Origin of the sequence: Luteimonas terrae (genome assembly GCF_031457535.1) — a bacterium.
Classification (GTDB): domain Bacteria; phylum Pseudomonadota; class Gammaproteobacteria; order Xanthomonadales; family Xanthomonadaceae; genus Luteimonas; species Luteimonas terrae_A.
This window is the reverse complement of the sequence record NZ_JAVDWO010000002.1, coordinates 23,545-47,763: the sequence shown is the minus strand read 5'-3', so window position 1 is coordinate 47,763 and position 24,219 is coordinate 23,545. Positions and strand designations below refer to the sequence as shown.

Here is a 24,219-nt window from a genome sequence, read left to right as displayed (position 1 = left end):
TCTGATCCACGGGAGAGACAACCGAATGAATCGCACACACACCCGCGCGCTGGCTGCCGGCGCGCTGCTGGGCCTGGCCACGCTGCCCGCCCTCGCCGCCGATACCGCCACCGAAACCGAACTGCGTGAACTGATCCGCCTGCAGGCCGAACAGATCCAGCAGCAATCCGCGCAGTTGCAGGCGCTCAACCAGCGTCTCGACGCGATGGGCGCACCGGCCGTCGCCGCCGCGCCGGCAAGCGCGCCCGCCGATGGCGTGCAGGCGCAGATCGACGCCGCCGTCGCTGATACCCGCCAGGACGACATGGCGATCCTGCAGGCCCAGGTCGCGCAGCTCGCGGCCGGTGGTGGTGGCGGTGGCGGCGGCAACGTCAGCTGGCGTCGCGGCGGTCCCGAGTTCCGCAGCAGCGATCGCGGCTTCACCTTCAACCCGCGCGGTCGCGTGCTGGTGGACTTCTCGTCCACCCACGGCTCCAGCTTCGATACCCGCAACATCACCGGCACCAACCTGCGCCAGGCGCGTCTGGGCGCGCAGGGCAGCATGGGACCGCTGGGCTACAAGATCGACGCCGAGCTGGCCGACAACACCGTCAGCCTGTCGGATGCCTACCTGAGCTGGGACACGATGCTCGGCAGCATTCCGACCGAGTTCTACGTCGGCAACAAGCTCAAGGACCGCGCCATCGATTCCAGCACCACGCTCACCCGCACGCCCTTCATGGAGCGCAACGCGGTGGCCAGCGTGGGCATGCCGGCCAGCGGCTATTTCGGCCTCGGCGTGCAGATGAAGATGATCGGCCAGAACTGGCACACCACCTTCGGCGTCACCGGCGACGACGTCGGCAACACCGGCACCGAGACCGATTCGTTGACCTACGCCTTCCGCGGCCACGTGAACCCGATCAAGCGCCCGGCCGGCTTCCTGCATGTCGGTGGCTGGTACGTGCACGAGGACTACGGCGTCGACACCAATCGCATCAACCGCACGCCGCGCGTGGCCTCGCGTTTCAACGACAACGTGCGCGTCTCGGCCAGCGCCATCAACGACGTCACCGGCGAGAAGGTCTGGGGCGCGGAGCTCGGCGGCACCTTCCGCAACTTCTGGGCCTTCGCCGAAACCAGCGAAACCACGCTGCGCTCGACCTCGGTGGGCGAAGTCGACCAGAAGGCGCATTCGGCCTACGCCGGCTGGCTGATCACCGGCGAGAAGCCCGGCTTCAGCGCCCGCTCGGGCGTCTGGGGCACCACCCGCGTCGCGCGGCCGGTCACCGACGGCGGCATCGGCGCCTGGGAGCTGGCCACGCGCTACGACAAGTACGACTTCACCGACGCCGCGCGCGGCGGCGAGGGCGATTCGTGGACGCTGGGCCTGAACTGGTACCTCAACAACTGGTCGCGCGTGATGTTCAACGTCGTGCGCTGGAATACCGACAACCAGGTCGGCACGTACGCCGGCCAGGATTCGGGCCACACCTTCAACATCCGCACCCAGGTCGTGTTCTGACCCGATGGCCCCCGCGCCGCCCCCCGTAGGAGCGCGCTTGCGCGCGATGGGCTTCACCGGGAAACGCCCGATCGCGCGCCAGCGCGCGCCTACAGGAGTGGCATGGGGTCGCGTGGGATGGTCAACGTCGTGCGCTGGCCATCGACAACCAGGTCGGCACGTACGCCGGCCAGGATTCGGGCCGCACCTTCAACATCCGCACCCAGTTCGTGTACCCCGCACCGCCCCCCGTAGGAGCGCGCTTGCGCGCGAGGGCTTCACCGGGAAACGCCCGATCGCGCGCAAGCGCGCGCCTACAGGAGTGGCATGTTCGGGTCGCGCATCGACCGTCCGGCCACACGGTCACCATCCGCCCGCGTCCGGTCCCGGCGCGGGGCGGGGTTAGAATCCTGTCCCGCGTCATTTTTTCCAGAGCAGACTCCCCGACGATGTCCAACGACGAATTCCGCCAGGCCGCCCTCGACTATCACCGCATGTCGCCGCCGGGCAAGATCACCGTCAGCGCGACCAAGCCGATGCTGACCCAGCGCGATCTCGCCCTGGCGTATTCGCCGGGCGTGGCCTACGCCTGCGAGGAGATCGTCCGCGACCCCAACATGGCCAGCGAGCTCACCGCGCGCGGCAATCTGGTTGCAGTGATCTCCAACGGCACCGCGGTGCTGGGCCTGGGCGACATCGGCGCGCTGGCCGGCAAGCCGGTCATGGAAGGCAAGGGCGTGCTGTTCAAGAAGTTCGCCGGCATCGACGTGTTCGACATCGAGGTCGACGAGCGCGATCCCGACAAGCTGGTCGAGATCATCGCCAGCCTCGAGCCCACCTTCGGCGGCATCAACCTCGAGGACATCAAGGCGCCGGAGTGCTTCATCGTCGAGCGCAAGCTGCGCGAGCGGCTGAAGATCCCGGTGTTCCACGACGACCAGCACGGCACCGCGATCATCGTCGGCGCGGCGATCGTCAACGCGCTCGAGATCGCCGGCAAGCGCATCGAGGACGTCAAGTTCGCCACCACCGGCGCGGGCGCCGCAGGCATCGCGTGTCTGGACATGCTGGTCGCGCTGGGCCTCAAGCCCGAAAACATCCTCGCCTTCGACCGCGACGGCGTGATCCACACCGGCCGCGACAATCTCGACCCGGACAAGGCGCGCTACGCGCGTGACACGCCGGCGCGCACGCTGGCCGACATCGTCGCCGGCGCGGACGTGTTCCTGGGCCTGTCGGCCGGCGGCATCCTCAAGCCGGAAATGGTCGCCACCATGGCGCCGAACCCGGTGATCCTGGCGCTGGCCAATCCCTACCCGGAAATCATGCCGGAGGAAGCGCGCCGCGTGCGCCCGGACGCGATCATCGCCACCGGCCGCTCCGACTTCCCCAACCAGGTCAACAACGCGGTCTGTTTCCCGTACATCTTCCGCGGCGCGCTCGATGTCGGCGCGACCGGCATCAACGAAGCGATGAAGCTCGCCTGCGTGCATGCGATCGCGCAGCTGGCGAAGGAAGAAGCGAGCGATCTGGGCAGTGCCTACGGCGAAGAGATCCCGAGCTTCGGCCGCGAATACATCATCCCGCGCCCGTTCGACCCGCGCCTGCTGACTATCGTCGCCCCGGCCGTCGCCCAGGCGGCGATGGCGTCCGGCGTCGCGCTGCGTCCGATCGACGACATGCGCGCCTACCGCGAAAAGCTCGGCCAGTTCATCCACCGCACCGGCTTGGCAATGAAGCCCGCCTACGATCGCGCACGCGCCGACCGCCAGCGCATCGTCTACGCCGAGGGCGAAGAGGAAGTGGTGCTGCGCGCGGTGCAGACCGTCGTCGACGAAGGGCTCGCGTTCCCGATCCTGATCGGCCGGCCCGACGTCATCGACATGCGCATCAAGCGCCTGGGCCTGCGCCTGGTCGCCGGTCGCGATTTCGAACTGACCAACATCAACGACGATCCCCGCTTCAACGAATACTGGCAGCACTACCACGCGCTGACCGCGCGGCGCGGCGTGACCCCGGACTCGGCGAAGAACCTGCTGCGTTCGCGCCCCACGCTGATCGCCGCGATCATGGTCGACCGTGGCGAAGCCGATGCGATGATCACCGGCATCGTCGGCCGCTTCCACAAGAAGCTGGGCTACGTGCGCAGCGTGCTGGGTCTCGACCCGGGCCTGCAGAGCACCTCGGCGATGACCGGCGTGGTCAACGACCAGGGCCTGTGGTTCTTCGTCGACACCCACGTGCAGCCCGACCCGACCGCCGAGCAGATCGCCGAGAGCACCATCCAGGGCGCCTACCGCCTGAAGCTGTTCGGCATCGAGCCGAAGATCGCGCTGCTGTCGCATTCCAACTTCGGCAGCCACGACGATCCGAGCGCCCGCAAGATGCGCGAAGTCCGCGAGATTCTCGTGCGCCGCGCGCCCAAGCTGGAGTTCGACGGCGAGATGATGGGCGACACCGCATGGGACGAAACGCTACGCCGGCGCATGCTGCCCGACACCACGCTGAGCGGCCGCGCGAACCTGTTCGTGTTCCCGAACATCGACGCAGCCAACATCACCTACAACATGATCCGCGTGATGACCGGCGGCGCCGCACTCGGCCCGATCCTGATGGGCGTCAACAAGCCCGCCCACATCCTCACCCCGTCGGCCACCCCGCGCCGCGTGATCAACATGACCGCGATCGCGGCCGTGGATGCGCAGATCCGCAAGGCGCAGCTGGCGGAAGCGGAAGGCTGAGTTTTGGCGCCTTCGTCCGCGGCTTCGAGCTCCCGTTGAACGACCCCTTCCCCCGCTCGCGGGGGAAGGTTGGGGTGAGGGCAAACGCCCGCCGCCATCCCACCCGCGGCACACACCGCAGTCGCGCGTCAGGCCTTCCGCAGGATGGTCCGAGCGGAAACGAAACCATCGCCTCAACAGCGCCGCGAACACCCAGCGACGCCACTCACTTCCAAACGCGCAACACGGCGCAACAACCCCAAGCGCCGCTTACGCCGCCACCAGCCCCCGCACCACGCCCGGCAGCAATTCCAGCGCGTCCTTGAACACCAGGCCGTCGCCCACCGGCAGTTCTTCCCCCGGCGCGCCGATTTCCGAACCCGTCAGAAACACCACCGGCACCCCCGGCAGCATCGCGCGCGACAGGCCCATCGCCTCGGCGCCGGAGAACCCCGGCAGGTTGATATCCGAAAGCACCATCTGCGGTTTGAAATCACGCAGCAGATCGGTCAACCCCGCCTCGCCATAAGCGCGGCGGCAGTCGACGTCCATGCCTGCATCGCGCAGGGCCAGTTCGGTGAGCTCGGCGTCGTCGCGCGAATCGTCGACGATCAACACTCGCAGCGGTGCAGCGTCCGCCATCACTCTTCGTCGGGCGTTTCGTTGAGCACGGCCCAGAACTTGCCGAGCGTGCGCACCGCTTCGAAGAACTGGTCCACGTCCACCGGCTTGACCACATAGGCATTCACGCCGAGGTCCCAGCTGCGCGCCAGGTCGCTTTCCTCGCGCGACGACGACAGGATCACCACCGGCATGCGCTTGAGCGTTTCATGCTCGCGCAGCTGCTTGAGCACTTCCAGGCCGTCCATGCGCGGCATCTTGATGTCGAGCAGCAGCACCGCCGGGTCTCCCGGGGCGCGGTCTGCGTACTTGCCACGCTGCAGCAGGTAGTCCAGCGCCTCGACGCCGTCTTCCACATGCACGATGGGATTGGCGAGGTGGGCTTCGCGCAGCGCGTCGATGGCCATCTCGGCGTCGTGCGGGCTGTCCTCGGCGAGGAGGATCGTGCGGATTTCGCTCATGTCAGGGAGTGTCCTGGTGAAGAAGACGGACCTGCGTCGACCACCGACGCAGGCAGGGTGAAGTGGAATGTCGCGCCCTTGCCGGGCTCGGCTTCGGCCCAGATGCGACCGCCGTGGCGGCCCAGCACGCGGCGCACGCTGGCCAGGCCCACGCCGGTGCCCGGGAATTCAGTGGCCGAATGCAGGCGCTGGAACACGCCGAACAGCTTGCCCGCGTACTGCATATCGAAGCCCGCGCCATTGTCGCGCACGCTGAACTGGTAGCCGCCATCGTCGCCGCGGCGGCAGTCGACCTCGATCTGCGCCGGCTCGCTGCCGCTGCTGTACTTGACCGCGTTGCCCAGCAGGTTGAGCCACACCTGGCGCAGCATGTTCTCGTCGCCGATGACGATCGGCAGCGGCGTGACCTTCCATTCGATGCGGTGCCCAGGGTGTTCGGCGGCCGCATTCGAATCCAGCATCGCGCGGGTGTCGGCCACCATCGACTGCAGGTCCACGCTCTGCAGGCGCAGCGCGCTGCGGCCCAGGCGCGAATACACCAGCAGGTCGTCGATCAGCGCCGACATGCGCCGCGCCGAGCCGCCGATGACGCCCAGGTAATGCGTGGTCTTCTCGTCGACCTCGGTGCCCAGATGCCGGCCCAGCTTGTCGGCAAAACCGGCGATGTGGCGCAGCGGCGCGCGCAGATCGTGGGAGACCGAATAACTGAAGGCCTCCAGCTCACGATTGACGTCCGAGACCTGCTCCACCTTGCCTTCGAGCTGCTGGTTGAGCTCGCGGATCTGACGCTCGCTGATGGTCTGCGCGGTCACGTCGGATGCGGTCACCAGCACCACCGGGTCTTCGCGGTCGGGCAGCGGCATGCGCCGGGCGTTGACCAGCATGGTGCGCTCGATGCCGTCCGTCGTGCTCTGGGTGATCCGGTGGTCCCACAGCTCGCGGTCGCGGGCCAGCACGTCGTGCAGGCGGCGCAGCGTCTCCGCGTGGTCCCACGCGCCTTCGCCCACCGCGGCCAGCCGTTCGCCGCGGATCTCGACATCGCCCGCGCCATAGAGTTCGGCGAACGCGGCGTTGTACAGCACCACGCGCTGGTCGCGGTCGATCAGCACGATCGGCTCACGCACGCTGTCGAGCACCAGCGCCGAGCGGTTGCTGGCGCGCGCGGCGAGGCCTTCGGCCTGGCGGCGGCCACTCTGCTCGCGCAGCGCGAAATAGCTCGCGCCCAGCAGCAGCGCCAGCTGCACGATCATCGATGTCCAGCGGGCGAGATCGGCGTTGCGGTCGGCGCGGGCGGCGCTGTCCGCGCGATCGTCGAGCAGCTGCTGTTCTTCTTCGACGATGTCGTTGATCAGACGCTGGATGGGGTTGAGCACCACCATGTTGTCGATCTGGTCGTCGGTGGCCGCCTCGGCCGCGCGCGTCACCTCGTCGATCCGTGCCAGCCGCTGTTCGAGGTTGCTGCGCAGCGCGCCCAGCCGGGCCTGCTGTTCCGGGTTGTCGCGGGTCAGCGCCAGCACCGCGTCCACGTTCGGCAGGATGCGGGCGTTCGCATCATCAATGCGCTGGCGCAGCGCCGGGCTGTCGATGCCGCGGGCGCGGGTCATCGCTGCGGCCTCCAGGCTGCGTGCGTCGGCGGCCACCGTCTGCATCAGCGATTCCACCTCGCGGGTGTGCATCACCTTCTCGGTGGCGTAGTCGGACTCGCCGATCGCCGCCCGCATGATCAGGAACGGCCCCACCACGATTGCCACGATCGCCAGGCCCAATACGGGCAGGCGCCAGCGGCTCAATAAAGAGGGTGGGGAGGCGGTGTGCGGCATCGGGGCGGGGGTCTCGCGCGGGCGGAGCGGTCGCGCATGATGCCGCATCCACCCCTGAACCCGGGATCATCGCCGAGGGCCGCACGCGTGGCAACGCGGACCGTCCGCTGGCGTCCGGTGTCAATCGCGGCCCCCTGCTAGAATTCAGGGTCCGAACGACCCCCATGAGACGCGGGCATGCGCGCCGCGCTGGAGCACAGAATGAACTGGCTGAACGACGTCCTGCAGAACGACCCCGATCCGACCGAGACCCGCGAGTGGGTCGAGTCGCTCAAAGCGGTCATCGACGTCGGCGGCCCGGAGCGTGCCCACCAGTTGCTGGAGAACATGGTCGAGCTGACGCGCCGCGCCGGTGCGCATCTGCCGTTCGCGCCGACCACCGAATACGTCAACACCATTCCCACGCATCTCGAGCCGAAGATGCCGGGCAATTCCGAGCTGGAATGGCGCATCCGCTCCATCATCCGCTGGAACGCGATGGCGATGGTCGTGCGCGCCAACCGCAAGCCGGGTGACCTCGGCGGCCACATCGCCAGCTTCGCCTCCAGCGCCACGCTGTACGACGTGGGCTTCAACCACTTCTTCCGCGCGCCGTCGGCCGATCACCCGGGCGACGTCATCGCAACGCAGGGCCACAGCTCGCCGGGCATCTACGCGCGCTCGTTCCTCGAAGGCCGCTTCACCGCCGACCAGCTCGACCACTTCCGCATGGAAGTCGACGGCCAGGGCATCTCGTCCTATCCGCACCCCTGGCTGATGCCCGATTACTGGCAGGTGCCCACGGTTTCGATGGGCCTGGGGCCCATCGCCGCCATCTACCAGGCGCGCTACTGGAAGTACCTCGAAGCCCGCGGCCTGATGCCCAAGTCCGACCGCAAGGTGTGGTGCTTCATGGGCGACGGCGAGACCGACGAGCCGGAAAGCCTCGGCGCGATCTCGGTCGCCGGCCGCGAAGGCCTGGACAACCTGGTCTTCGTCATTAACTGCAACCTGCAGCGCCTCGACGGCCCCGTGCGCGGCAACGGCAAGATCATCCAGGAACTGGAAGGCGGCTTCCGCGGCGCCGGCTGGAACGTCGTCAAGACCATCTGGGGCAGCTACTGGGATCCGCTGCTGGCCAAGGACAAGGACGGCATGCTCAAGAAGCTGATGATGGAGACCGTCGACGGCGAGTACCAGAACTGCAAGGCGTTCGGCGGCGCGTACACGCGCGAGAACTTCTTCGGCAAGTACCCGGAAACCGCGAACCTCGTCGCCAACCTCAGCGACGACGACATCTGGCGCCTCAACCGCGGCGGCCACGATCCGCACAAGGTCTTCGCCGCCTACCAGAACGCGATGGACACCAAGGGCCAGCCCACGGTCATCCTCGCCAAGACGGTCAAGGGCTACGGCCTGGGCAGCGCCGGTGAAGCGCTCAACCCCACCCACAACACCAAGAAGCTCGACGACGAAGCCGTGCGCACCTTCCGCGACCGCTTCAAGATTCCGGTGTCCGATGCCGCGCTCAAGGACGGCGACATTCCGTTCTATCACCCGGGCAAGGATTCCGAGGAAGTGCAGTACATGCTCGAGCGCCGCCAGGCGCTGGGCGGCTTCCTGCCGCAGCGTCGCCGCAAGAGCACCGAATCGCTGAAAGCTCCAGAGCTCAAGGTGTTCGACCGCCTGATGCAGGACACCGGCGAGCGTTCCATCAGCACCACCATGGCATTCGTGCAGTCGCTGTCCATCATCCTGCGCGACAAGCAGGTGGGCCCGCGCGTGGTGCCGATCGTGGCGGATGAGGCTCGCACCTTCGGCATGGAAGGCCTGTTCCGCCAGCTGGGCATCTACGCCCCGCAGGGCCAGAAGTACAAGCCGGTCGACCGTGACCAGCTCTCGTACTACCGCGAAGACGCGGCCGGCCAGGTGCTGGAAGAAGGCATCACCGAAGCCGGCGCGTTCTCCAGCTGGATGGCGGCGGCGACCAGCTACAGCACCAACGACGTGCCGATGCTGCCGTTCTACATCTACTACTCGATGTTCGGCTTCCAGCGCATCGGCGATTCCGCCTGGCAGGCCGCCGACATGCGCGCCCGCGGCTTTCTGCTCGGCGCCACCGCCGGCCGCACCACGCTCAACGGCGAAGGCCTGCAGCACGAAGACGGCCACAGCCACCTGCTGGCCGGCGCCATCCCGAACTGCCGCGCGTATGACCCCACCTTCGCCGGCGAAGTGGCCGTGATCCTGCACTACGGCATGCAGCGCATGCTCGACCAGCAGGAAGACGAGTTCTTCTATCTCACCCTGATGAACGAGAACTACAGCCACCCGGCGCTGCCCGAAGGCGCGGCCGAGGGCGTCATCAAGGGCATGTACCTGCTCAAGGATGCAGGCAAGGCCAAGAAGGGCGAGCTGCGCGTGCAGCTGCTGGGCTCGGGCACCATCCTCAGGGAAGCCATCGCCGCCGCCGAGCTGCTGGACAAGGACTTCGGCGTCACCGCCGACATCTGGTCCTGCCCCAGCTTCACCGAGCTGCGTCGTGATGGTTGGGATGTCGAGCGCTGGAACCGCTTCAACCCCGAAGCCAAGACCCCGCGCAAGGCCTACGTCACCCAACTGCTCGAAGGCCGCCAGGGCCCGGTCATCGCCGCCACGGACTACGTCCGCGCGTTCGCCGACCAGATCCGCGCGTTCGTCCCGGCCACGTACACCGTGCTCGGCACCGACGGCTTCGGCCGCTCGGACACCCGCGCCAACCTGCGCCGCCACTTCGAAGTGGACCGTTACTACATCGCCCAGGCCGCCATCGAGGGCCTGATGAAGGACGGCAAGATGACCGGCAAGGATGTCGCAAGGGCGATCAAGCTGTACAAGATCGATCCGGAGAAGGTGAATCCGGTAACCGTCTGATAGGCAAAAAGAACTAGTAGGCAAAGAAAAAGGCGGCCTCGGCCGCCTTTTCCTTTTAAGCCTCTGTGATCGACACTCGCTTTAGAAGCTTCGCGTCCCCTCGAAGTCGCATGCGTACCAGTGGATCGAACTCTTCGGGATACTTGCCAACACCTGTGGAGAGGATGATCTGAAAGTCGCTCCTGTCTTCGCTCACTACAGAAATCTGCCGCAACATCGACCTGAGATTACCGATGTCGATACCTGCAGTTTCAGGAGTGTCGATGAGAAGTAAGCCGGGGAACGGCACTTCGCCGTCTAGAGAAATTTTCAGAAGCGTGAGGAAGTAGAGAAAGCGTTTCGGAACGTCTGCGCTTGCTTCCCGATAGTGACCATCATTGACTATCGGCAGGTAAGACTCCGAATCAATGCGCGCCGATCGACAGTCTGCGAGGACGTCCGTCATCAGCGAGTTGTAAATCTTATTGAACTGGGCGATCCGACCCTCAAGCTCAATTCTCGAGGCTGCATCCAAGCTATCAACCTCCGCTTTCGCGATCCTCGCCTGTGTATCAGCCTCCTCAAATCGAGTGCGAAGGACATCCAGCTTCTTCTCCATCCGAAGTGCTTGGCCAAGGTCGGAAATAGCAGCCTTGATCTCGAAGATTTTGTCTTCGATTGACTCTAGAAATGTGAAATCAGGCCTTGATGTGGCAGTGGCGAGTGCAACCCGCGCGGAAACAGATTCGTATTGAGCTTCAGTCTCTTCCGATCGTTGCGTGGTCGCAGCCACCTCACGGTTGACATCTGCAATCGCTGCCGTGAGCGTCTCCAACGACTTCACCTTAGATGCAAGGATCTCCAGATATTCAGCAGCGCTATAGAAGAATCGTTGATAAGATTCCTCATTAACTTTTCCGCCGCAAACACATGCTCCATGAGCGCGTTGCACTTCGGTCATACAGTATGGGCATGTGTCGGGCGAGAAGAGGTTCAGCTGCTCATGAGTGAATATGATCTTCTCGATACGTTCAATATCGGCTTGAACAACCGATATCACCTCGCCGAGCCGAGCTCGCTCGCCATAGAGTTCAACGATACGATTTCGCAATGCCGTTCGCTCTGCGCGAAGCATGTCGAACTCCTGCTGCGATGACGCGAGCTCCTCTCTTACATCACTTGGGGTCACAGAACGTCGAGACTGAAGCTCGCGAGTCTGCAAGAGCTTATCGAGCTGAGTCTGACGGTCACGAATGGATTGTTGCAGGTGCTGACTATTCGTGATCGTTCTAATGCCGTGAGATTCGAGGATCTCGTTAACTACGCTCTCGTACTCGGCAGACACCAGCCGAGCAGCTTCTCGGTCTTTTTCTAAGCGCTTCGCCCGTCCAATCGCTTCATAAAGCGCCACGAGAGTCTTGCCAACTAAGATTTGAAATACTGCGCGCCGGACTTCAAGCGAGTCGCTAACTAGGTTTCCCGCAACCTCTGCAGGTTTAAAGATCCCGTGGGGGTCCGGGCTCTGATTGTGGTAAATGAGGCGCGCAAGGTCGCGAAAACCTAATTTGAAGCTTCTGCCACCCTGGTAAATATCAACGACAGGTATATCAAGCTTGTCTAGAAGCCAGTCAGAGATTGTTAGTTGATCGCCGGCCTGCCTGTTGATCGGGAAAACCGCAGAGAATGGTCGCTCAAGGGCCGAGTCGGAGGCTCGGGCGCGGACAGCGACTATGTTCTCGCGGAAGCCGCGGGCAAGCGAATAGTCGACCCCGTTGAGAGATATCCACGCAGTCGCCACATTATTGGTGTCATGCGCGATCTCGGCATGTGACTCGTTCGACCTGGAATCAAACTCAGGTACCTTGCCTCCAAGCGCAAAATAAACTAGCTGAAAAAAAGTAGACTTTCCTGCTCCGTTTGGCCCCTCGATGATGGATAGGCCGTCAGGAAAGTAGGGCGATTCGAAGGAGTAGTTGTCGCCACTGTAGCTGATTTGCCGAATTTTCAAACTGCCCATACGCGCAACCCCTTGTCCACGTAGATGCGCTGGATGAAACTTGCGTATGTAAATGCCGCCAAGCGGGGCACGATCTTCCGAAGTCTGCTGACTCGAACTAGGTCATCTGCGAACTGTGGGGAGCGCACCATTTCCCAAAGCTTCGAATTAGACAGCGTCGCGACGTTTAGAGAATCATCGGATGGTGATCTGGATACCGTCAAGAGATCGCTGTTAGCCATAGTTATCAAGATCTTCCTTACTTCATGCTTGCGCATCTCGCCCCGCGCATATGCAGATAATAGTAGCTCTCGATCAACTGGATTATCAATTGATTTCGATGTATGCCTATCGAGGATGCTTAATAGTCTCTCGTCGGCACAGAACGCAACGAGATGCGCGATCTTGCGATGGTCTCGATAAACGGTGACAGATGATCTGGGTCTAGTGGCATGAATAAGGAGCGCGACATTGTAGGCGAGGAAATAAAAATCATCACCAACTAAGTAATTTATGCGTTTCGACGTCTCCATCATTAGTCTAGAGCCACGTAGCAGTCGTCAAATAGCGAGAGAACCAATCCGCGAACTGTTTGTTCATCTTGGATGCGGTAGTGATAGGTTTTCGACAGGCTTTCCAAGTGTTTCATGGATTTTGAAACGAGGCCCTCGATTACCGCGTCTACTTCATCAGGATTAATCATGCTTGATGGAGGTGTCAGCTTCCATGCGTCGAGATCCTCTTCACATATCAAGAGAACGCGATGTCTCAGTGCGACGTACTCGCGCTCAAACTGCAGTGCCTCGTAACGCGCAGTGCTTGTCGCTCGCTGGATGCGATCAAGCTTCTTCTTCGAATAATCAGGTGCTACGGCGAGTAGCTTTTCGACGACGGTACGCTTGTCTTCTGCTACCACAGTTCCCCAGCACGCATGCGCGGGATCAACAGGCTTCGTGGTTATGGCTATGCCGAACTGCGCGAAGACGAGTTCCACAGCGTCGGAACCCACGAGGCGTCCCATCATCGTTGTGGAATGAGACCGGCGTTCTAATAAGTCAAGAAGCTCTGACAGGATGTAACGCTCCTGCCCCTCATGGCGATAGCTGAAATACTTGCAGCTACGGATCAGGCGCAATGCATCTTCTTCCAATGATTCCATGGAAGTGGTAGAGATCGACCAAGAGATGCGTTCGACGAACCGCGCGAAGTCGGCTGGTCCCCATGCGGAGAGCTGTGTGAGGCGTCGATTCCCAGGATCGGGGTATTGCTTAGAAAATTCTCTCAGGATGAGATGGCGGGCGATCGCAGCCTCTTCAAGATCCAAGGCTCTCTCTTCCACAAGCTTTGCAAGGATTTCGAACTTTTTCTTGCTAGGTGGCAGGCCGTTCTCAGAAAGTACTTCAGGAGAAATATGCTCATTACCAATGGGGGCCGACGCGAAGACGCTTAAATCGAGTGCCCCTTCGTGCATGTAGTGGCCGTCAAGGTCTAATAATGCAACGATTGTATTTAGAATAGCAGGGCTCTGGAAAGTGAGCGCGCTTGTGTAGATCTTGTTTTCTTCTGCCTCGATCTCAAGTGTGTGCCCTGCCTCGAAGATAATGCTGTCTTCAAGGAATTCCATCGCGCAGAAAACGGGTGAGTGCGCTGATAACTCAAGCCGATGCAAAAGTCTTGTGCATGCGCGCAACTTTTGGAAACGGAACCCTTTTGTCTTATCGCCGGCCGATCGCGAAATCGGCACGTGTGCTGTGCTCACGCCTCCCCTCCCTGCGTACTGATCAACTTCGTCCGGCAAATCGAATTCTACGACTAATGGTGCCAGCTTCATCTTAGTCGTGTCGTCAGCTGCTTGCGTTGCGCTAATTCGACGTTGATATGTTTGACCAACGACAAGCCAGGGATGACGGTGCCAGGTTCACCTAAGGCGCATCGTCGACTGTATGGTGCTGTTCAGAGTCGGCGTTGATGCGTCTAATCCATGATTCGCCAACCCTTTCGGCGATCTTCAGGGCTTCGCCATGCCAAAGGCTGAGAAACGCCGCGGCGATCATGACCGTGGCGAGGGTTGCCAACGCCCACTGGTTGAAGCCACCGGCGCGCGTTGCGAGATACGCAGCAAGCGCGCCCACGCCTGCGAACAGGAAGTAGCGGAGCGTGGGCCAGTGACGGAGGAGCGCGCGAATCCGTGCGCTGCGATGTGGCTTGTACCTCCAGGCCACGGCTCGGGTCTCCGGGTCGTAATCGAAGAAGTCCCACAGCTCCGATAGGTCCATCAGGGCCTGGCTTGTATGCGGGTGCGCGAGCGCGTTGCGGATGACGTGCGCCGGCAGGTGTGTGCCGTAGAGGTGACGGATTGTCACTTCGAGCCACAGATCATCGTCGAAGCGCGTGGCGTCCCAATGCTCAAGGAATTCGCGCCGATGCTGGCTACGGCGTCCATGCAGCCCGAACAGGCCGCGCACCGCATACAGAAGCAGGGCAAACAGCACCACCGGGATGAAAAAGCCGGCGCCGCCGGCCGCAATGACGTCCCTGATCAATTCGACTCCCTCCATGGGCGAGTGGGCTGGGTATCAGCGTGCCAAGAGCGTCGCACGAAAACTGACAGGATCAAGACGGCAATGCGTGCCGACTGCACCCGGCAGCATGAACATGCGCGGTGACTGTCTGAAATCGAACACGCGGTAGAGATGGAACTGTTCGGCATGCGAATCCGAGAACGCAGCCTCGTTCGGTGAGATGAAGAAAGGGGTTTCTGCCAGGTAGGCCGTGGTCTTGACCTCGATAAAGCGCTCGCGGCCATCGGTCTCGAACGACAGCACATCGTGGCCCAGGCCATCACCGCGCGTCTGCGAGACGTGCTCGATGCGCTCGGCTAATTTTCGCGCACCCAAGGTGTGGAGGCGTCGAGCTTCGTACTCCAACACGAGGTGTTCGCCGGCAAGGCCGAGGGAGCGATTGAGCGCTTCGCGCTGCAGGTAGTCGCGCTTGACCGGTACTACGCGGGACCAATCCTTCTGCGGCTCGCGGACCTTGCGACCCGTCCGTGAGGGAGCATCCACCACGAATACGTCATAGCTATCGAGCAGCGGCGTTTCCACTACGCTCTGCACGTTTCGCAAGGCTGCTTCGTCCAGCACACGGTCGGCTGCGAGCGCGTGGCCCACAGGAATCACGAGATCGCTCTGGTAGTTGAAGCGGGGCAGGTAACCGCGCAGCGGCGGCGCGTCGTAGACCTCCATGAGCACCGCACTGATATTGGCGTGCTTGAACTCGATGGCCCCGCGACTGCGGGCCGGAATCCGCGCCTGAAGCCGGCGGTTGTGCTCCGCCTTGTTGAGCGCCTGGCCCAGCTCCTGCGTCCTGAGCATCTGGAAATAGGTGGCGACGGTTGCCTCGATCTCGGCGTCCGTCCAAGGAGATCCGGTCTCCCCGTCGACAGTCTCCATGATGGCCTCCCCCTGCGATGCGCTCTCAGGATAGCGGATCGCCGCCACCCAGCCGAAGTTGATGCAGGGTGCAAATGATGCTGCCTTGGGACGAGGCGCTTGACGCAGCGAAGCCGGGAGAGCCTCCTTCGCTAGCCGATTGAACTAGCGAGCCGTTCATGCGACGGCACTAGAGCGAAACGCTAGCAGCCGAGGTGCTCCGTCCCTCGGCCCGCGCGTTGGGCGACCCGATGCTCGGGAATCGCGCGTTGCTAGCGAGTCAACGGTGCTTTCCGAGGTAGGGGCGCGCCTATCGGAGTCCGCTCAGTTCCCCTATAGGAATTTTCTGAGCGATGAGCGAGCGCATGTACGCTCAGACGCAACGGATTCGATCAGCGACGCTCTCCAACAACGACGGGCGTAAGCGATCGCCGCTAGGTCGTAGGCTGCAGCAGATCGAGAACATCCACACCCAAGACCTCTGCCAGGCGCTCAAGCCCGTCGATCGAGATATTGGTGACGCAGCGTTCGAGCTGCGAGATGTATGTCCGATGGAACTCTGCTGCGTCGGCAAGCTGTTCCTGGCTGAGCCCCTCATCCTTACGCAGACGTCGAATGTTGTCGGCGACGCGTTGGCGTGCGCTCTGCGACGCTTTTTTTGAGGGCTTGGAGGGCATGGCTCCAAGCCTGAGCATCTACCGCCTTACGATCTACAGACTATAGATCTACTGCATATAACTCTACATGAATGCAGGGGCGGCGGCCGTCGCCGACCACTGCAAAGAGTCAGGGCGCTTCCTCGTCGGGTACCTGGAAGAGGTCGGCGATATCGACCTTGAAGATCACAGAGAACCGCTCCAAGCGATCAATCGAGATGTTGGTCTTGGCGCGCTCCAGTTGTGACACATACGTGCGGTGGCATTCGGCTAGTTCGCCGAGCTGCTCCTGGCTGACCTTCCCAGGCATGGCTTTGCGAAGACGACGCACGTTCGCCCCGATTCGTGCACGGGCGCTCAGCGCGGAGGGAGAAGGGGGCGAGGGCATACGCCCAGCCTGTCCCTCTACCGGCTCATGATCTACAGCATATAAATCTACTGGATATAACTCTCACTTTGGCTTATGGTCTCGACCGGGGCTGGAAGCCCTGGCGCGCTTGAAGGCCCGTCCAGGCAGCTACAACCCCGCGGGGGCGGGATGGGGAAATAGGCACGCGATCACTCAAGCAGTGGGGGCGAGCCGTGTTGTGCATTCCCCAGTCCCGCGTTTCAGCAGGTCAATCACATGGTTGGCGAGCGACTTCGAAGCGGCCAATCAAGCGGGAGGAATGGAATCGCCATGAAGACGCACACGTTACGCAACGCCATCTCCATCGCCCTGTTCGCCGTCACCAATGGCGCGACGAGCCTGGCAGCCGCACAGGACGCCGATCGACGCGAGACGTCGCAGGTCACGAACGAAATGCAGGACGCACAGCAGTTCGACCTGCCGCCCGGCGCACTTGGAGCCTCGCTGGAAGCCGTCGGCGCGCAGAGCGGCCTTCGCATCGCCTATTCGCCGGCGCTGGTGGCCAACCGGCAGGGGCGGGCGGTGCAGGGCCGCATGCACTGGCGCGAGGCCATGGCCCGGCTGCTGCAGGGCAGTGGGCTGGACTACCGGCAGGCCGACGACGGCACCGTGGTGATCGCGCCTGCATTCGCGGAGCCCGAGCGCCGCGTTGCACCCGCACCCGCGGATGCCCGCGCACCCCAGGGCGCCAACGCGACAGAGCTCGAAACGATCACCGTCACCGGCACCCGTATCCGCGGCGGCACCACGCCATCGCCGGTGATCACGCTCGGCAGCGAACGCATCCGCGAAGAGGGCTTCTCCGATCTGGGCGAAGTGATCCGCAGCGTGCCGCAGAACTTCACGGGAGGTCAGAACCCGGGTGCGACCAGCGGCAATCTCGCAGGGGCAGGGCTCGGCAATCAGAACGTTACCGGCGGCTCGAGCCTCAATCTCCGCGGGCTCGGGGCAGACGCCACGCTGACCCTGCTCAATGGGCGGCGACTGTCATACGGTGGGTTCCTCCAGGGCGTGGATATCAGTGCGATTCCGGTGGAAGCCGTGTCGCGCGTCGAGATCGTCGCCGACGGCGCATCCGCCATCTACGGCTCCGATGCTGTGGCAGGGGTGGGCAATGTTGTCCTCAAGCGCGAGCACGAAGGTTTCACGGTCGGCGCGCGTTACGGCGCAGCGACCGATGGCGGTCTGGCGACCCGCGAGTACACGGCAACAGGCGGCGCGGTTTGGGCGAGCGGTGGCCTGATTGCCACATACAAGGACGCCGCCGTGGACCCGATCTATGCAGCGGATCGGGACTATGCCTCGCGCCTCACACATCCGACGACGTTGTACCCGGGCAGCGAGCTCAGCAGTGCGCTGGTAAGCCTGCATCAGTCACTGGGGCCGAAGGCGGAGTTCAAATTGGACGCGTTGAGAACACAGCGCAAGCAGGCTTACGACTTCTTCTATCTCGGCTCGAATACGCACGTCACGCCCGAAACCACCACGTCCTTCGTGTCGCCGGGCGTGGACCTGTTTCTGGGCAACGACTGGACGCTGTCTGCCACGGCCGCGTTGGGGCGGGACCGTCACCGGCAGTACCAGACGCGGCAGAACCTGCAGACAATGGAGACGCTGTTGCAGCTGGACGAGTGCTACTGCAACGAAAGCCGGATCTACGAGCTGGGTGCGGAGGGGCCGTTGTTCGAACTGCCAGGCGGAAGCGTGCGGATGGCGGCAGCGGCCGGGCACCGCACCAACGAGTTCAGCCAGGTCAACCACGTGACGAACCAGCAGGTCACCCATGGCCGCGAGAGCAGCCGGTTCGTCTATGCAGAAGTGGACATTCCGCTGGTTGGAGACGGGAACCGAATGGCCGGCATTGACGGGTTCGTTCTCACTGCTGCAGTGCGCGGCGAGGACTACGACACCTTCGGCAGTGTCGCCACGCCCAAGTTCGGATTGCTCTATAGGCCTTCCGGGGACTTCACGATGAAGGCATCGCTGGGCAGGTCGTTCAAGGCGCCGACACTTTTCGATCGGAACTACGCGACCTACGTGTTTCTGGATCCGCCCGGGTACTACGGCGGTACCGGATTCCCTGCAGATGCCACTGTCATGTATTACGGCGGCGGCAATCCGGATCTGGAAGCAGAGCGTGCCCGCACATGGAGCACGTCAGTGGCATTCCATCCCCGTGCGCTGCCTGGGCTGGAAGCTGAGCTGACCTGGTTCGATATCGATTTCGAGAATCGGGTGAAGCAGCCTATCGCCAATGTGGCCGAGGCGTTGAGCAATCCGGTCTACCGCCAGTTCGTGACGTTTGCGCCATCGGCCGCCGCGCAGCAGGAGGCAATCGGGGCCGCAGACACGTTCACCAACTACACCGGCAGGCCTTATGACCCTGGCAATGTGGTCGCACTGGTCTCTGCGCGCCGGATCAATGTCAGCACCCAACGGGTGCGCGGGCTCGATCTGTCCAGTACGTACCGATTGGACGTCGGCGCAGGACGGCTGGCGCTGCGCGGCGCCGTCAGCTGGATGGAGAGTTCGGAGCAGACGGTGGCGGGGCAGGGGAGCTACGAACTGGCGGGCACCTTGTTCAATCCGCCGAAGTTCAGCGGACGGGTGGGTGCAGTTTGGGACCGGGGTGGTCTGATGGCCTCCGCCTTCGCCAACTACAGCGGTGGCGTGACCGATACCGTCAACGCGGAAAAGGGCGGGTCCTTCACGACGATGGACGCGACTCTGCGCTACGCGCCTGGCCAGCCTGGCGCTGGATTGGCCGGCCTCGAGTTCACGCTGTCGGCGCAGAACCTGCTCGACCGAGCGCCGCCGTCGTATGTTCCGGCCTTGGCCGAGTACGCGCCGCCGTATGACGCCACGAACTACTCGCCCATCGGACGCTTTGTCAGCGTCTCGGTGTCCAAGCAGTTCTGATCGGGGTGGTGTCATGTCGCTCCGATCGGTCTTGTCCAAGCTTGCCTGTCTCGCTCGCGGGGACTTCTGGTCAACCTGTGTAGCGCCGTGCACCCACGCGGCGTGGGGGCCATGGCTGGTGATCACACTCGCGGGATTGGCAGGTCCCTGTCACGCAGAGGTCATCGCTGCGGATCGCCTGTTGGAGGTGGTCGAACTCGCAAGCCCAACGCTGTCGCCGGATGGTTCTCGCGTGGCCTTTCGCGCCGAACAGGCGTCGATCGACCGCAATACGTACGACAGCGCTTGGTACATCGCAGACATCCGTACAGGTTCCACGCCCCGCATGGTGGGCAACGGGGGTGTCCCGGCACGGGGGTCTGCCGGGACATCGTTGCCCCCCAAGGTTGTCTGGTCGCCTGACGGGACATGGATTTATTACCGCGCCCAGCTCGACGGAACGATGGCGGTCTGGCGCGCGGGGGTTGGCCTTGGTGCGGAAGTCGTGACGCGGGAGGACGCAGATGTTCGCGATTTCCATCTCAGCGAAGACGGGGCACTGCTCGTCTACAGCGTAGGTGCCACGCGTGACCGCATTGCTGCGGCGGAACGATTCGAATACGAGCGCGGTGTTCGACTGGACGAGCGGCTACCCCTCGGAAGACCGTTGTTCGAACGCAGCGAGAAAAGCGGGCTGCCAGGCACGCAGCGATTCGCAGGCGCGTGGTTCGATCTGGCTCCCTTGCTGGCGGAGGAACCCGATCGTTGGCGTGTCGTCGAAATTGTGGGCGGTGTCCGTCGCGACGCCGAGGCCGACGAAATCGCCGCTTTCTTATCCGTGCGCCCATCGCACTTCGACAAATCGGTGACGTCGAAGTGGATACAGGAGTCTGAGGGCGACCGGGTCGCTTTGCTGATTCCGAATCGCAACGAACGCGGCACGATGGACGCGACGGAATCACGGCTCGCATGGATTCCTGCCTTCGATTCGCTAGATGCGATCTGGTGCGAGGCAGTAGCGTGTCGTGGTCGCGCGATCACAGGGATGCAATGGCGCAGAGGAACCGACGAGGTTGTGTTCACTGCAACCGAAGCGGGGCACGCTTACGGCCAGTCCATATTTCGATGGAACGTCGTCTCCGGCGCCGTTCTTCCCGTGGTGCAGTCTCGCGGTCTTCTAAGTGGTGGCCGCGACGCATCGAGTGATTGCGGGCTGTCCTCAACAGTCCTTGTGTGCGTGGCCGCCGCAGCCGACCTGCCCCCGAGGCTTGAGGTAATCGATCTGGATGCCGGCACCCGTCGAGTGCTGTACGACCCCAATGCGGTGCTGGCTGCAGACATTGAAGCCAATGCACCCGCACAGCTTTTGGCCTGGACGGATGCCCAAGGGCGACGGTTCACAGGCTGGCTCTTCGCAGCTCGCGTCGAGCCTGCGCCACTGTTCGTGACCTACTACCGGTGCACTGGATTCCTACGCGGCGGGGTAGGGGACGAGTGGCCGCTGGCCACATTGGCGGGGCACGGAATATCTGCGCTGTGTATCAACGCGCCTCCCCACAGTCGTGAGGCCCTCGAGCGATACGCCGGCGGTTTGTCGGCTGTGGCGGGAGCCATCGAAATGCTTGCGTCCAACGCACAGGTTCGCGCCGATCGAGTCGGAATTGGCGGTCTGAGTTTCGGCAGTGAGATTGCGCTGTGGGTCGCAACGGAATCGTCCCTGGTCTCAGCGGTCTCCATCAGTACGCCGGTGGTGTCCCCGACCTACTTCTTGATGAGCAGCATGAAGGGCGATCAGTTCCTCGATGGACTGCACGCTTATTGGGGCTTGGGCGCACCGCAGGACACGCCGGACCGTTGGGAGGCATTGTCTCCGGCCTACAAGCTCGATCGGCCGCTCGCGCCGATCCTGTTCCAGATGTCGGAGCAGGAGCATCTCTACGCCGCCGACTACGTCATTCCACTCGTTCGTGATCGGCGAGGTGACGCGTACGTATTTGCCGATGAGCCGCATCAGAAGATCCAGCCCCGTCACAAGCTGGCGGTGTATGAGCGCAATCTCGATTGGTTTCGCTTCTGGCTGCAGGGTGTGGAAGACAGCGACCCCGACAAGGCTGCGCAGTACGCCTATTGGAGGTCAATGCGGGCGGGAGGGCCGGGGATCCGATAGTGTGCCCGTCAGGATTTCTGTCGCACCCAGTTCTCGATCATGCACAGAGTTAAGATCCGCATGAAGGACTGATCGCGGATCGCGAGTTCGCGATCCATGAATTGACGTAGGGCTTTGGTGTCGAGCAGACCGCGCGCTGCCAGTTCGCCGTTGAGGAGGAAATCTCTCATTCCCTTCTGGTTCCTGCGGTAACAAGCGCCGGTGTATCCCATGAAGTTGCCTTTGCTGCGGCGCTGGATAGCGGCTGCAGGCAAATCAGCGGCGAACGCGTCTCTGGCAATCGCTCGGTTGCGACCGCCCGCCACCCACATCCAGGACGGCACTCTCAAACATGTCTCCACCACGGGCTGCGAGAGAAGGGGCATGCGTACTGCTGCCTTGCCTCCGCGCGGCAGCCCGTCTCTGAACGCTTGGGTGCCAACGAGATCGGCGACGCGGTCGCAGTCACCGGGCAGTGCTCCTCGCGGAGCTTGCGTCCAGGGATGCACTTCCATAGGCACGGCTGCTCGCTCAGCGAGAAAAGAAAGATCAGGTACCCGGGTGCGGGTCGAAGCGTAGAGGAGCTTTCGCAGCGTCAAGCGTGCGGCCTTCCAGAACGTGCATTGATGGAGTTGCGACAGATCGCGGATTGCCGAGAGACCGGCGCTAACACCAGAGCTCTTGAAGGCGTCCGCAGCGGGAGCTGCATTCATGAGGTAGCCGAACACCGTATCGCCGCCACCCCCGGAGAAATAGCTCGTGGCGCCCCTGCGTTCGCCAGCTCGCAGCATGATCTCGTCCGCCGCGTGCTGAAGCACGCCGATACGCGGCGCGCTCGAAGATCGCGGGACCGGAAACTCGTAGTGCGCCTGATCGAAGCGAAGGTCTTCCTCGACAAGCTCGATGCCCAGGTGTTGCGCAACAAGGCCTGCGTAATGACGTTCGTCCGCACCAGGAACCGGGGTGACGAGCGTACACGCGATGACCCTGAATGCTTCAGGCTGCAGGCATGCAGCGATAACTGACGAATCGAGGCCTCCCGAAAGCTCCATGAGTATCGGGCCGCTGTCCAGCCGCGCCCAAGCTGCGACCGCTTTAGCCACGGCTTGCCTGACATCTGCAGCCGCCTCCTTTGGATCTCTGTAGCGCTCGTGCGAGCCGATGTGGGCCCAGGGAGTCCAAGCGGTAGATGTGTCGCTGGTGCCGCATAACGCATCGATCGAGCATCCGGGAAGAAGTTCACGAACATGCGCGAGCGCGGTACGCGACGCTTTGACGTAGGGATACGCAAGGCAATGCGCTATGGATGTCCAGTCGATGGTGCTGACGTAGAGGCCCAGTCGCGTCGCCAGCGAAACGTCGGACGTGATGAATCCAGTGCTATCACTCAACGAGTAGACACAAGCCACGCCACCGGACGGGTCACGTGTAACCGTCAGCTTGGCGCGATCACCGTCCGTAGATGACTTGACCAGGACGTACTCGCCCCACAAGGCGCTCACGATTCTCCGCTCCACATCCGCTGCGGTCGGAGGCGCAGACACCGGAGTGCCGTCCTCTCCGAAAAGGTGACCGATGATGACGCCGTCATCGAGGGTTCCCATTACCGACGTATCCGGGGATGCAAGAATCAGCGTGGTGTCCGAACGGAAGCGGACCTGCAGATCCAGAGCTTCAAATGTGCGGGGATCGGCAAAGGAGAAGCGAGGATCCCGTGCGCTGGCACCGACGAGGATTAGATACGCGTACATCACACCACCCGGATCGGACTGTGCGCGCTTGCGTTGCCCGCAGTGTCGTTGAGCACCAGGTCTCCTGCTTGCATCCAACAGTGTGCAGAGAACGGATCGGCAGACACTCCAAAGACAAGATCCGCTTTCATTCGTCGTCTCGCCAGGTAGCGTGCCAATGCGAGGGAATCCAGAAGGCATGATCTGTCGACTGGAACATAGGGTCTGATACGGGCAAACGCCTGCGCAGCGCTGCTGATCTCCGACTCCGGATCGCCCCTCTTGCTGACGACGCCTTGTTGCGTGGTGCGCTCTTGCAGCGCAGTGAGCTCGTCGAGTACGCGCTTCAACGGTTGAAGCCGCAGACGTGCTCTCATGGCCCAAACGCTCCCGAAGACCCCACAAACATCCAGCCAGGTGATTGAGCTCAGGGCGCCGTCGCTCTCCAGAACGCTTCGTCGCGGAGGCGCGGTCACAAGGGTCAACGGTGGAGCGGAATCAGACCGCCCAGGAACCAGAATGCCTTTGTCCAGCAAGGCGGTCAGCGCAGCCACGTCTCCAGACTCTTCATTGATGACATTTCGAAACGCGCTCTCTAACGCTGCCGACAGGCGAAAGTACGCATCGTTGTCGATATCCATGAAGATCAGACGACCGTCTATTTCGCAGAACGAGAGTCGCTCAGGGATTCGGTAGACCATCTCCAACCCCACAAAAAAGAGGGCGCACCTCTCGGTGCGCCCCAGGTCGGTCACTCTTCGGAAATACCGGGCAGCATCAGCCGACCAATCGGCTCGCCGACACCTTCCGCCCCGTGGGTCTCGACACTGACTTTGCCGAGCTCGATCACTTCATCCCGCGCTTCGGCGGGGATGTTGTCGTTGGTCTTCATTGCAGTCTCCTACGGTTGCGCCACGGAGCATCCGTGGCAGCTCAACGTTAGGAACCGGATGAAGTAATTCTCAAATAATTCTTGC

17 protein-coding genes are annotated in these 24,219 nt (G+C 62.8%); 5 read left to right on the top strand and 12 right to left on the bottom strand.

From position 1 onward, the window contains the following. Nucleotides 1–25 precede the first annotated feature (25 nt). Complete coding sequence (locus J2W68_RS02605; RefSeq protein WP_310232544.1) at nucleotides 26–1,504, top strand: OprO/OprP family phosphate-selective porin; 1,479 nt, start codon at nucleotides 26–28, stop codon at nucleotides 1,502–1,504. Between the two features lie 428 nt (nucleotides 1,505–1,932). Then, nucleotides 1,933–4,224: an NADP-dependent malic enzyme gene (locus J2W68_RS02600; protein WP_310232542.1), complete on the top strand. Its 2,292-nt coding sequence runs from the start codon at nucleotides 1,933–1,935 to the stop codon at nucleotides 4,222–4,224. A gap of 249 nt (nucleotides 4,225–4,473) precedes the next feature. On the opposite strand, the gene J2W68_RS02595 is transcribed toward J2W68_RS02600, so the two are convergent. From J2W68_RS02595 to J2W68_RS02585, 3 genes are read right to left on the bottom strand one after another with little or no spacing between them, the layout of a single operon-like run. Continuing rightward, on the bottom strand, nucleotides 4,474–4,818 hold the full coding sequence (locus J2W68_RS02595; protein ID WP_310232539.1) for a response regulator: 345 nt from the start codon (nucleotides 4,816–4,818) through the stop codon (nucleotides 4,474–4,476). A 26-nt stretch (nucleotides 4,819–4,844) separates the two neighbouring features. Next, complete coding sequence (locus J2W68_RS02590; protein WP_310232537.1) at nucleotides 4,845–5,285, bottom strand: response regulator; 441 nt, start codon at nucleotides 5,283–5,285, stop codon at nucleotides 4,845–4,847. Next, nucleotides 5,282–7,105 carry a sensor histidine kinase gene (locus J2W68_RS02585; protein ID WP_310232534.1) on the bottom strand — a complete coding sequence of 608 codons (1,824 nt, stop codon included), beginning with the start codon at nucleotides 7,103–7,105 and terminating at the stop codon, nucleotides 5,282–5,284. Before J2W68_RS02585 ends, J2W68_RS02590 begins: the two co-directional genes overlap by 4 nt. 201 nt (nucleotides 7,106–7,306) lie before the next feature. On the opposite strand from J2W68_RS02585, the gene aceE reads away from it, so the two are divergent. Beyond that, nucleotides 7,307–9,997, top strand: coding sequence for a pyruvate dehydrogenase (acetyl-transferring), homodimeric type (gene aceE / locus J2W68_RS02580; protein ID WP_310232531.1), 2,691 nt, complete (start codon nucleotides 7,307–7,309; stop codon nucleotides 9,995–9,997). A 55-nt stretch (nucleotides 9,998–10,052) separates the two neighbouring features. Here aceE and J2W68_RS02575 read toward each other — a convergent pair whose 3' ends face one another. From J2W68_RS02575 to J2W68_RS02550, 6 genes are all read right to left on the bottom strand, one after another. Continuing rightward, on the bottom strand, nucleotides 10,053–11,993 hold the full coding sequence (locus J2W68_RS02575) for an AAA family ATPase (protein ID WP_310232529.1): 1,941 nt from the start codon (nucleotides 11,991–11,993) through the stop codon (nucleotides 10,053–10,055). A 514-nt stretch (nucleotides 11,994–12,507) separates the two neighbouring features. Further along, nucleotides 12,508–13,731, bottom strand: a complete 1,224-nt coding sequence (locus J2W68_RS02570; RefSeq protein ID WP_310232526.1) for a hypothetical protein — start codon at nucleotides 13,729–13,731, stop codon at nucleotides 12,508–12,510. A gap of 163 nt (nucleotides 13,732–13,894) precedes the next feature. Then, nucleotides 13,895–14,515, bottom strand: coding sequence for a hypothetical protein (locus J2W68_RS02565; RefSeq protein WP_310232524.1), 621 nt, complete (start codon nucleotides 14,513–14,515; stop codon nucleotides 13,895–13,897). A 33-nt stretch (nucleotides 14,516–14,548) separates the two neighbouring features. Next, nucleotides 14,549–15,424, bottom strand: a complete 876-nt coding sequence (locus J2W68_RS02560) for a DUF3883 domain-containing protein (RefSeq protein WP_310232523.1) — start codon at nucleotides 15,422–15,424, stop codon at nucleotides 14,549–14,551. A gap of 413 nt (nucleotides 15,425–15,837) precedes the next feature. After that, nucleotides 15,838–16,080 carry a helix-turn-helix domain-containing protein gene (locus J2W68_RS02555; protein ID WP_310232520.1) on the bottom strand — a complete coding sequence of 81 codons (243 nt, stop codon included), beginning with the start codon at nucleotides 16,078–16,080 and terminating at the stop codon, nucleotides 15,838–15,840. A 109-nt stretch (nucleotides 16,081–16,189) separates the two neighbouring features. After that, on the bottom strand, nucleotides 16,190–16,390 hold the full coding sequence (locus J2W68_RS02550) for a helix-turn-helix domain-containing protein (protein WP_310232518.1): 201 nt from the start codon (nucleotides 16,388–16,390) through the stop codon (nucleotides 16,190–16,192). Between the two features lie 294 nt (nucleotides 16,391–16,684). Between J2W68_RS02550 and J2W68_RS02545 the strand changes: the two genes are divergently transcribed. Together J2W68_RS02545 and J2W68_RS02540 are read left to right on the top strand one after the other, a co-directional pair. Then, nucleotides 16,685–19,387, top strand: a complete 2,703-nt coding sequence (locus tag J2W68_RS02545; protein WP_310232516.1) for a TonB-dependent receptor — start codon at nucleotides 16,685–16,687, stop codon at nucleotides 19,385–19,387. Nucleotides 19,388–19,400: 13 nt separating this feature from the next. Continuing rightward, the gene (locus J2W68_RS02540; RefSeq protein WP_430539656.1) at nucleotides 19,401–21,533 is read left to right on the top strand and encodes an Atxe2 family lasso peptide isopeptidase; all 2,133 of its coding nucleotides are present in this window, start codon (nucleotides 19,401–19,403) and stop codon (nucleotides 21,531–21,533) included. 8 nt (nucleotides 21,534–21,541) lie between these two features. Here the strand turns inward: J2W68_RS02540 and J2W68_RS02535 are convergent, their stop codons facing one another. Genes J2W68_RS02535 through J2W68_RS02525 form a run of 3 tightly spaced genes read right to left on the bottom strand, consistent with a single transcriptional unit; the run spans nucleotide 21,542 to nucleotide 24,134 of the window. Then, a complete protein-coding gene (locus J2W68_RS02535) occupies nucleotides 21,542–23,263 on the bottom strand; it encodes an asparagine synthase-related protein (protein ID WP_310232512.1) in 1,722 nt (573 codons plus the stop codon). Continuing rightward, nucleotides 23,263–23,997 (bottom strand): lasso peptide biosynthesis B2 protein, encoded by a 735-nt coding sequence (locus J2W68_RS02530; RefSeq protein WP_310232510.1) that lies wholly within the window; start codon nucleotides 23,995–23,997, stop codon nucleotides 23,263–23,265. Before J2W68_RS02530 ends, J2W68_RS02535 begins: the two co-directional genes overlap by 1 nt. Then, nucleotides 23,994–24,134, bottom strand: coding sequence for a benenodin family lasso peptide (locus J2W68_RS02525; protein WP_310232508.1), 141 nt, complete (start codon nucleotides 24,132–24,134; stop codon nucleotides 23,994–23,996). Before J2W68_RS02525 ends, J2W68_RS02530 begins: the two co-directional genes overlap by 4 nt. Nucleotides 24,135–24,219: the final 85 nt, after the last annotated feature.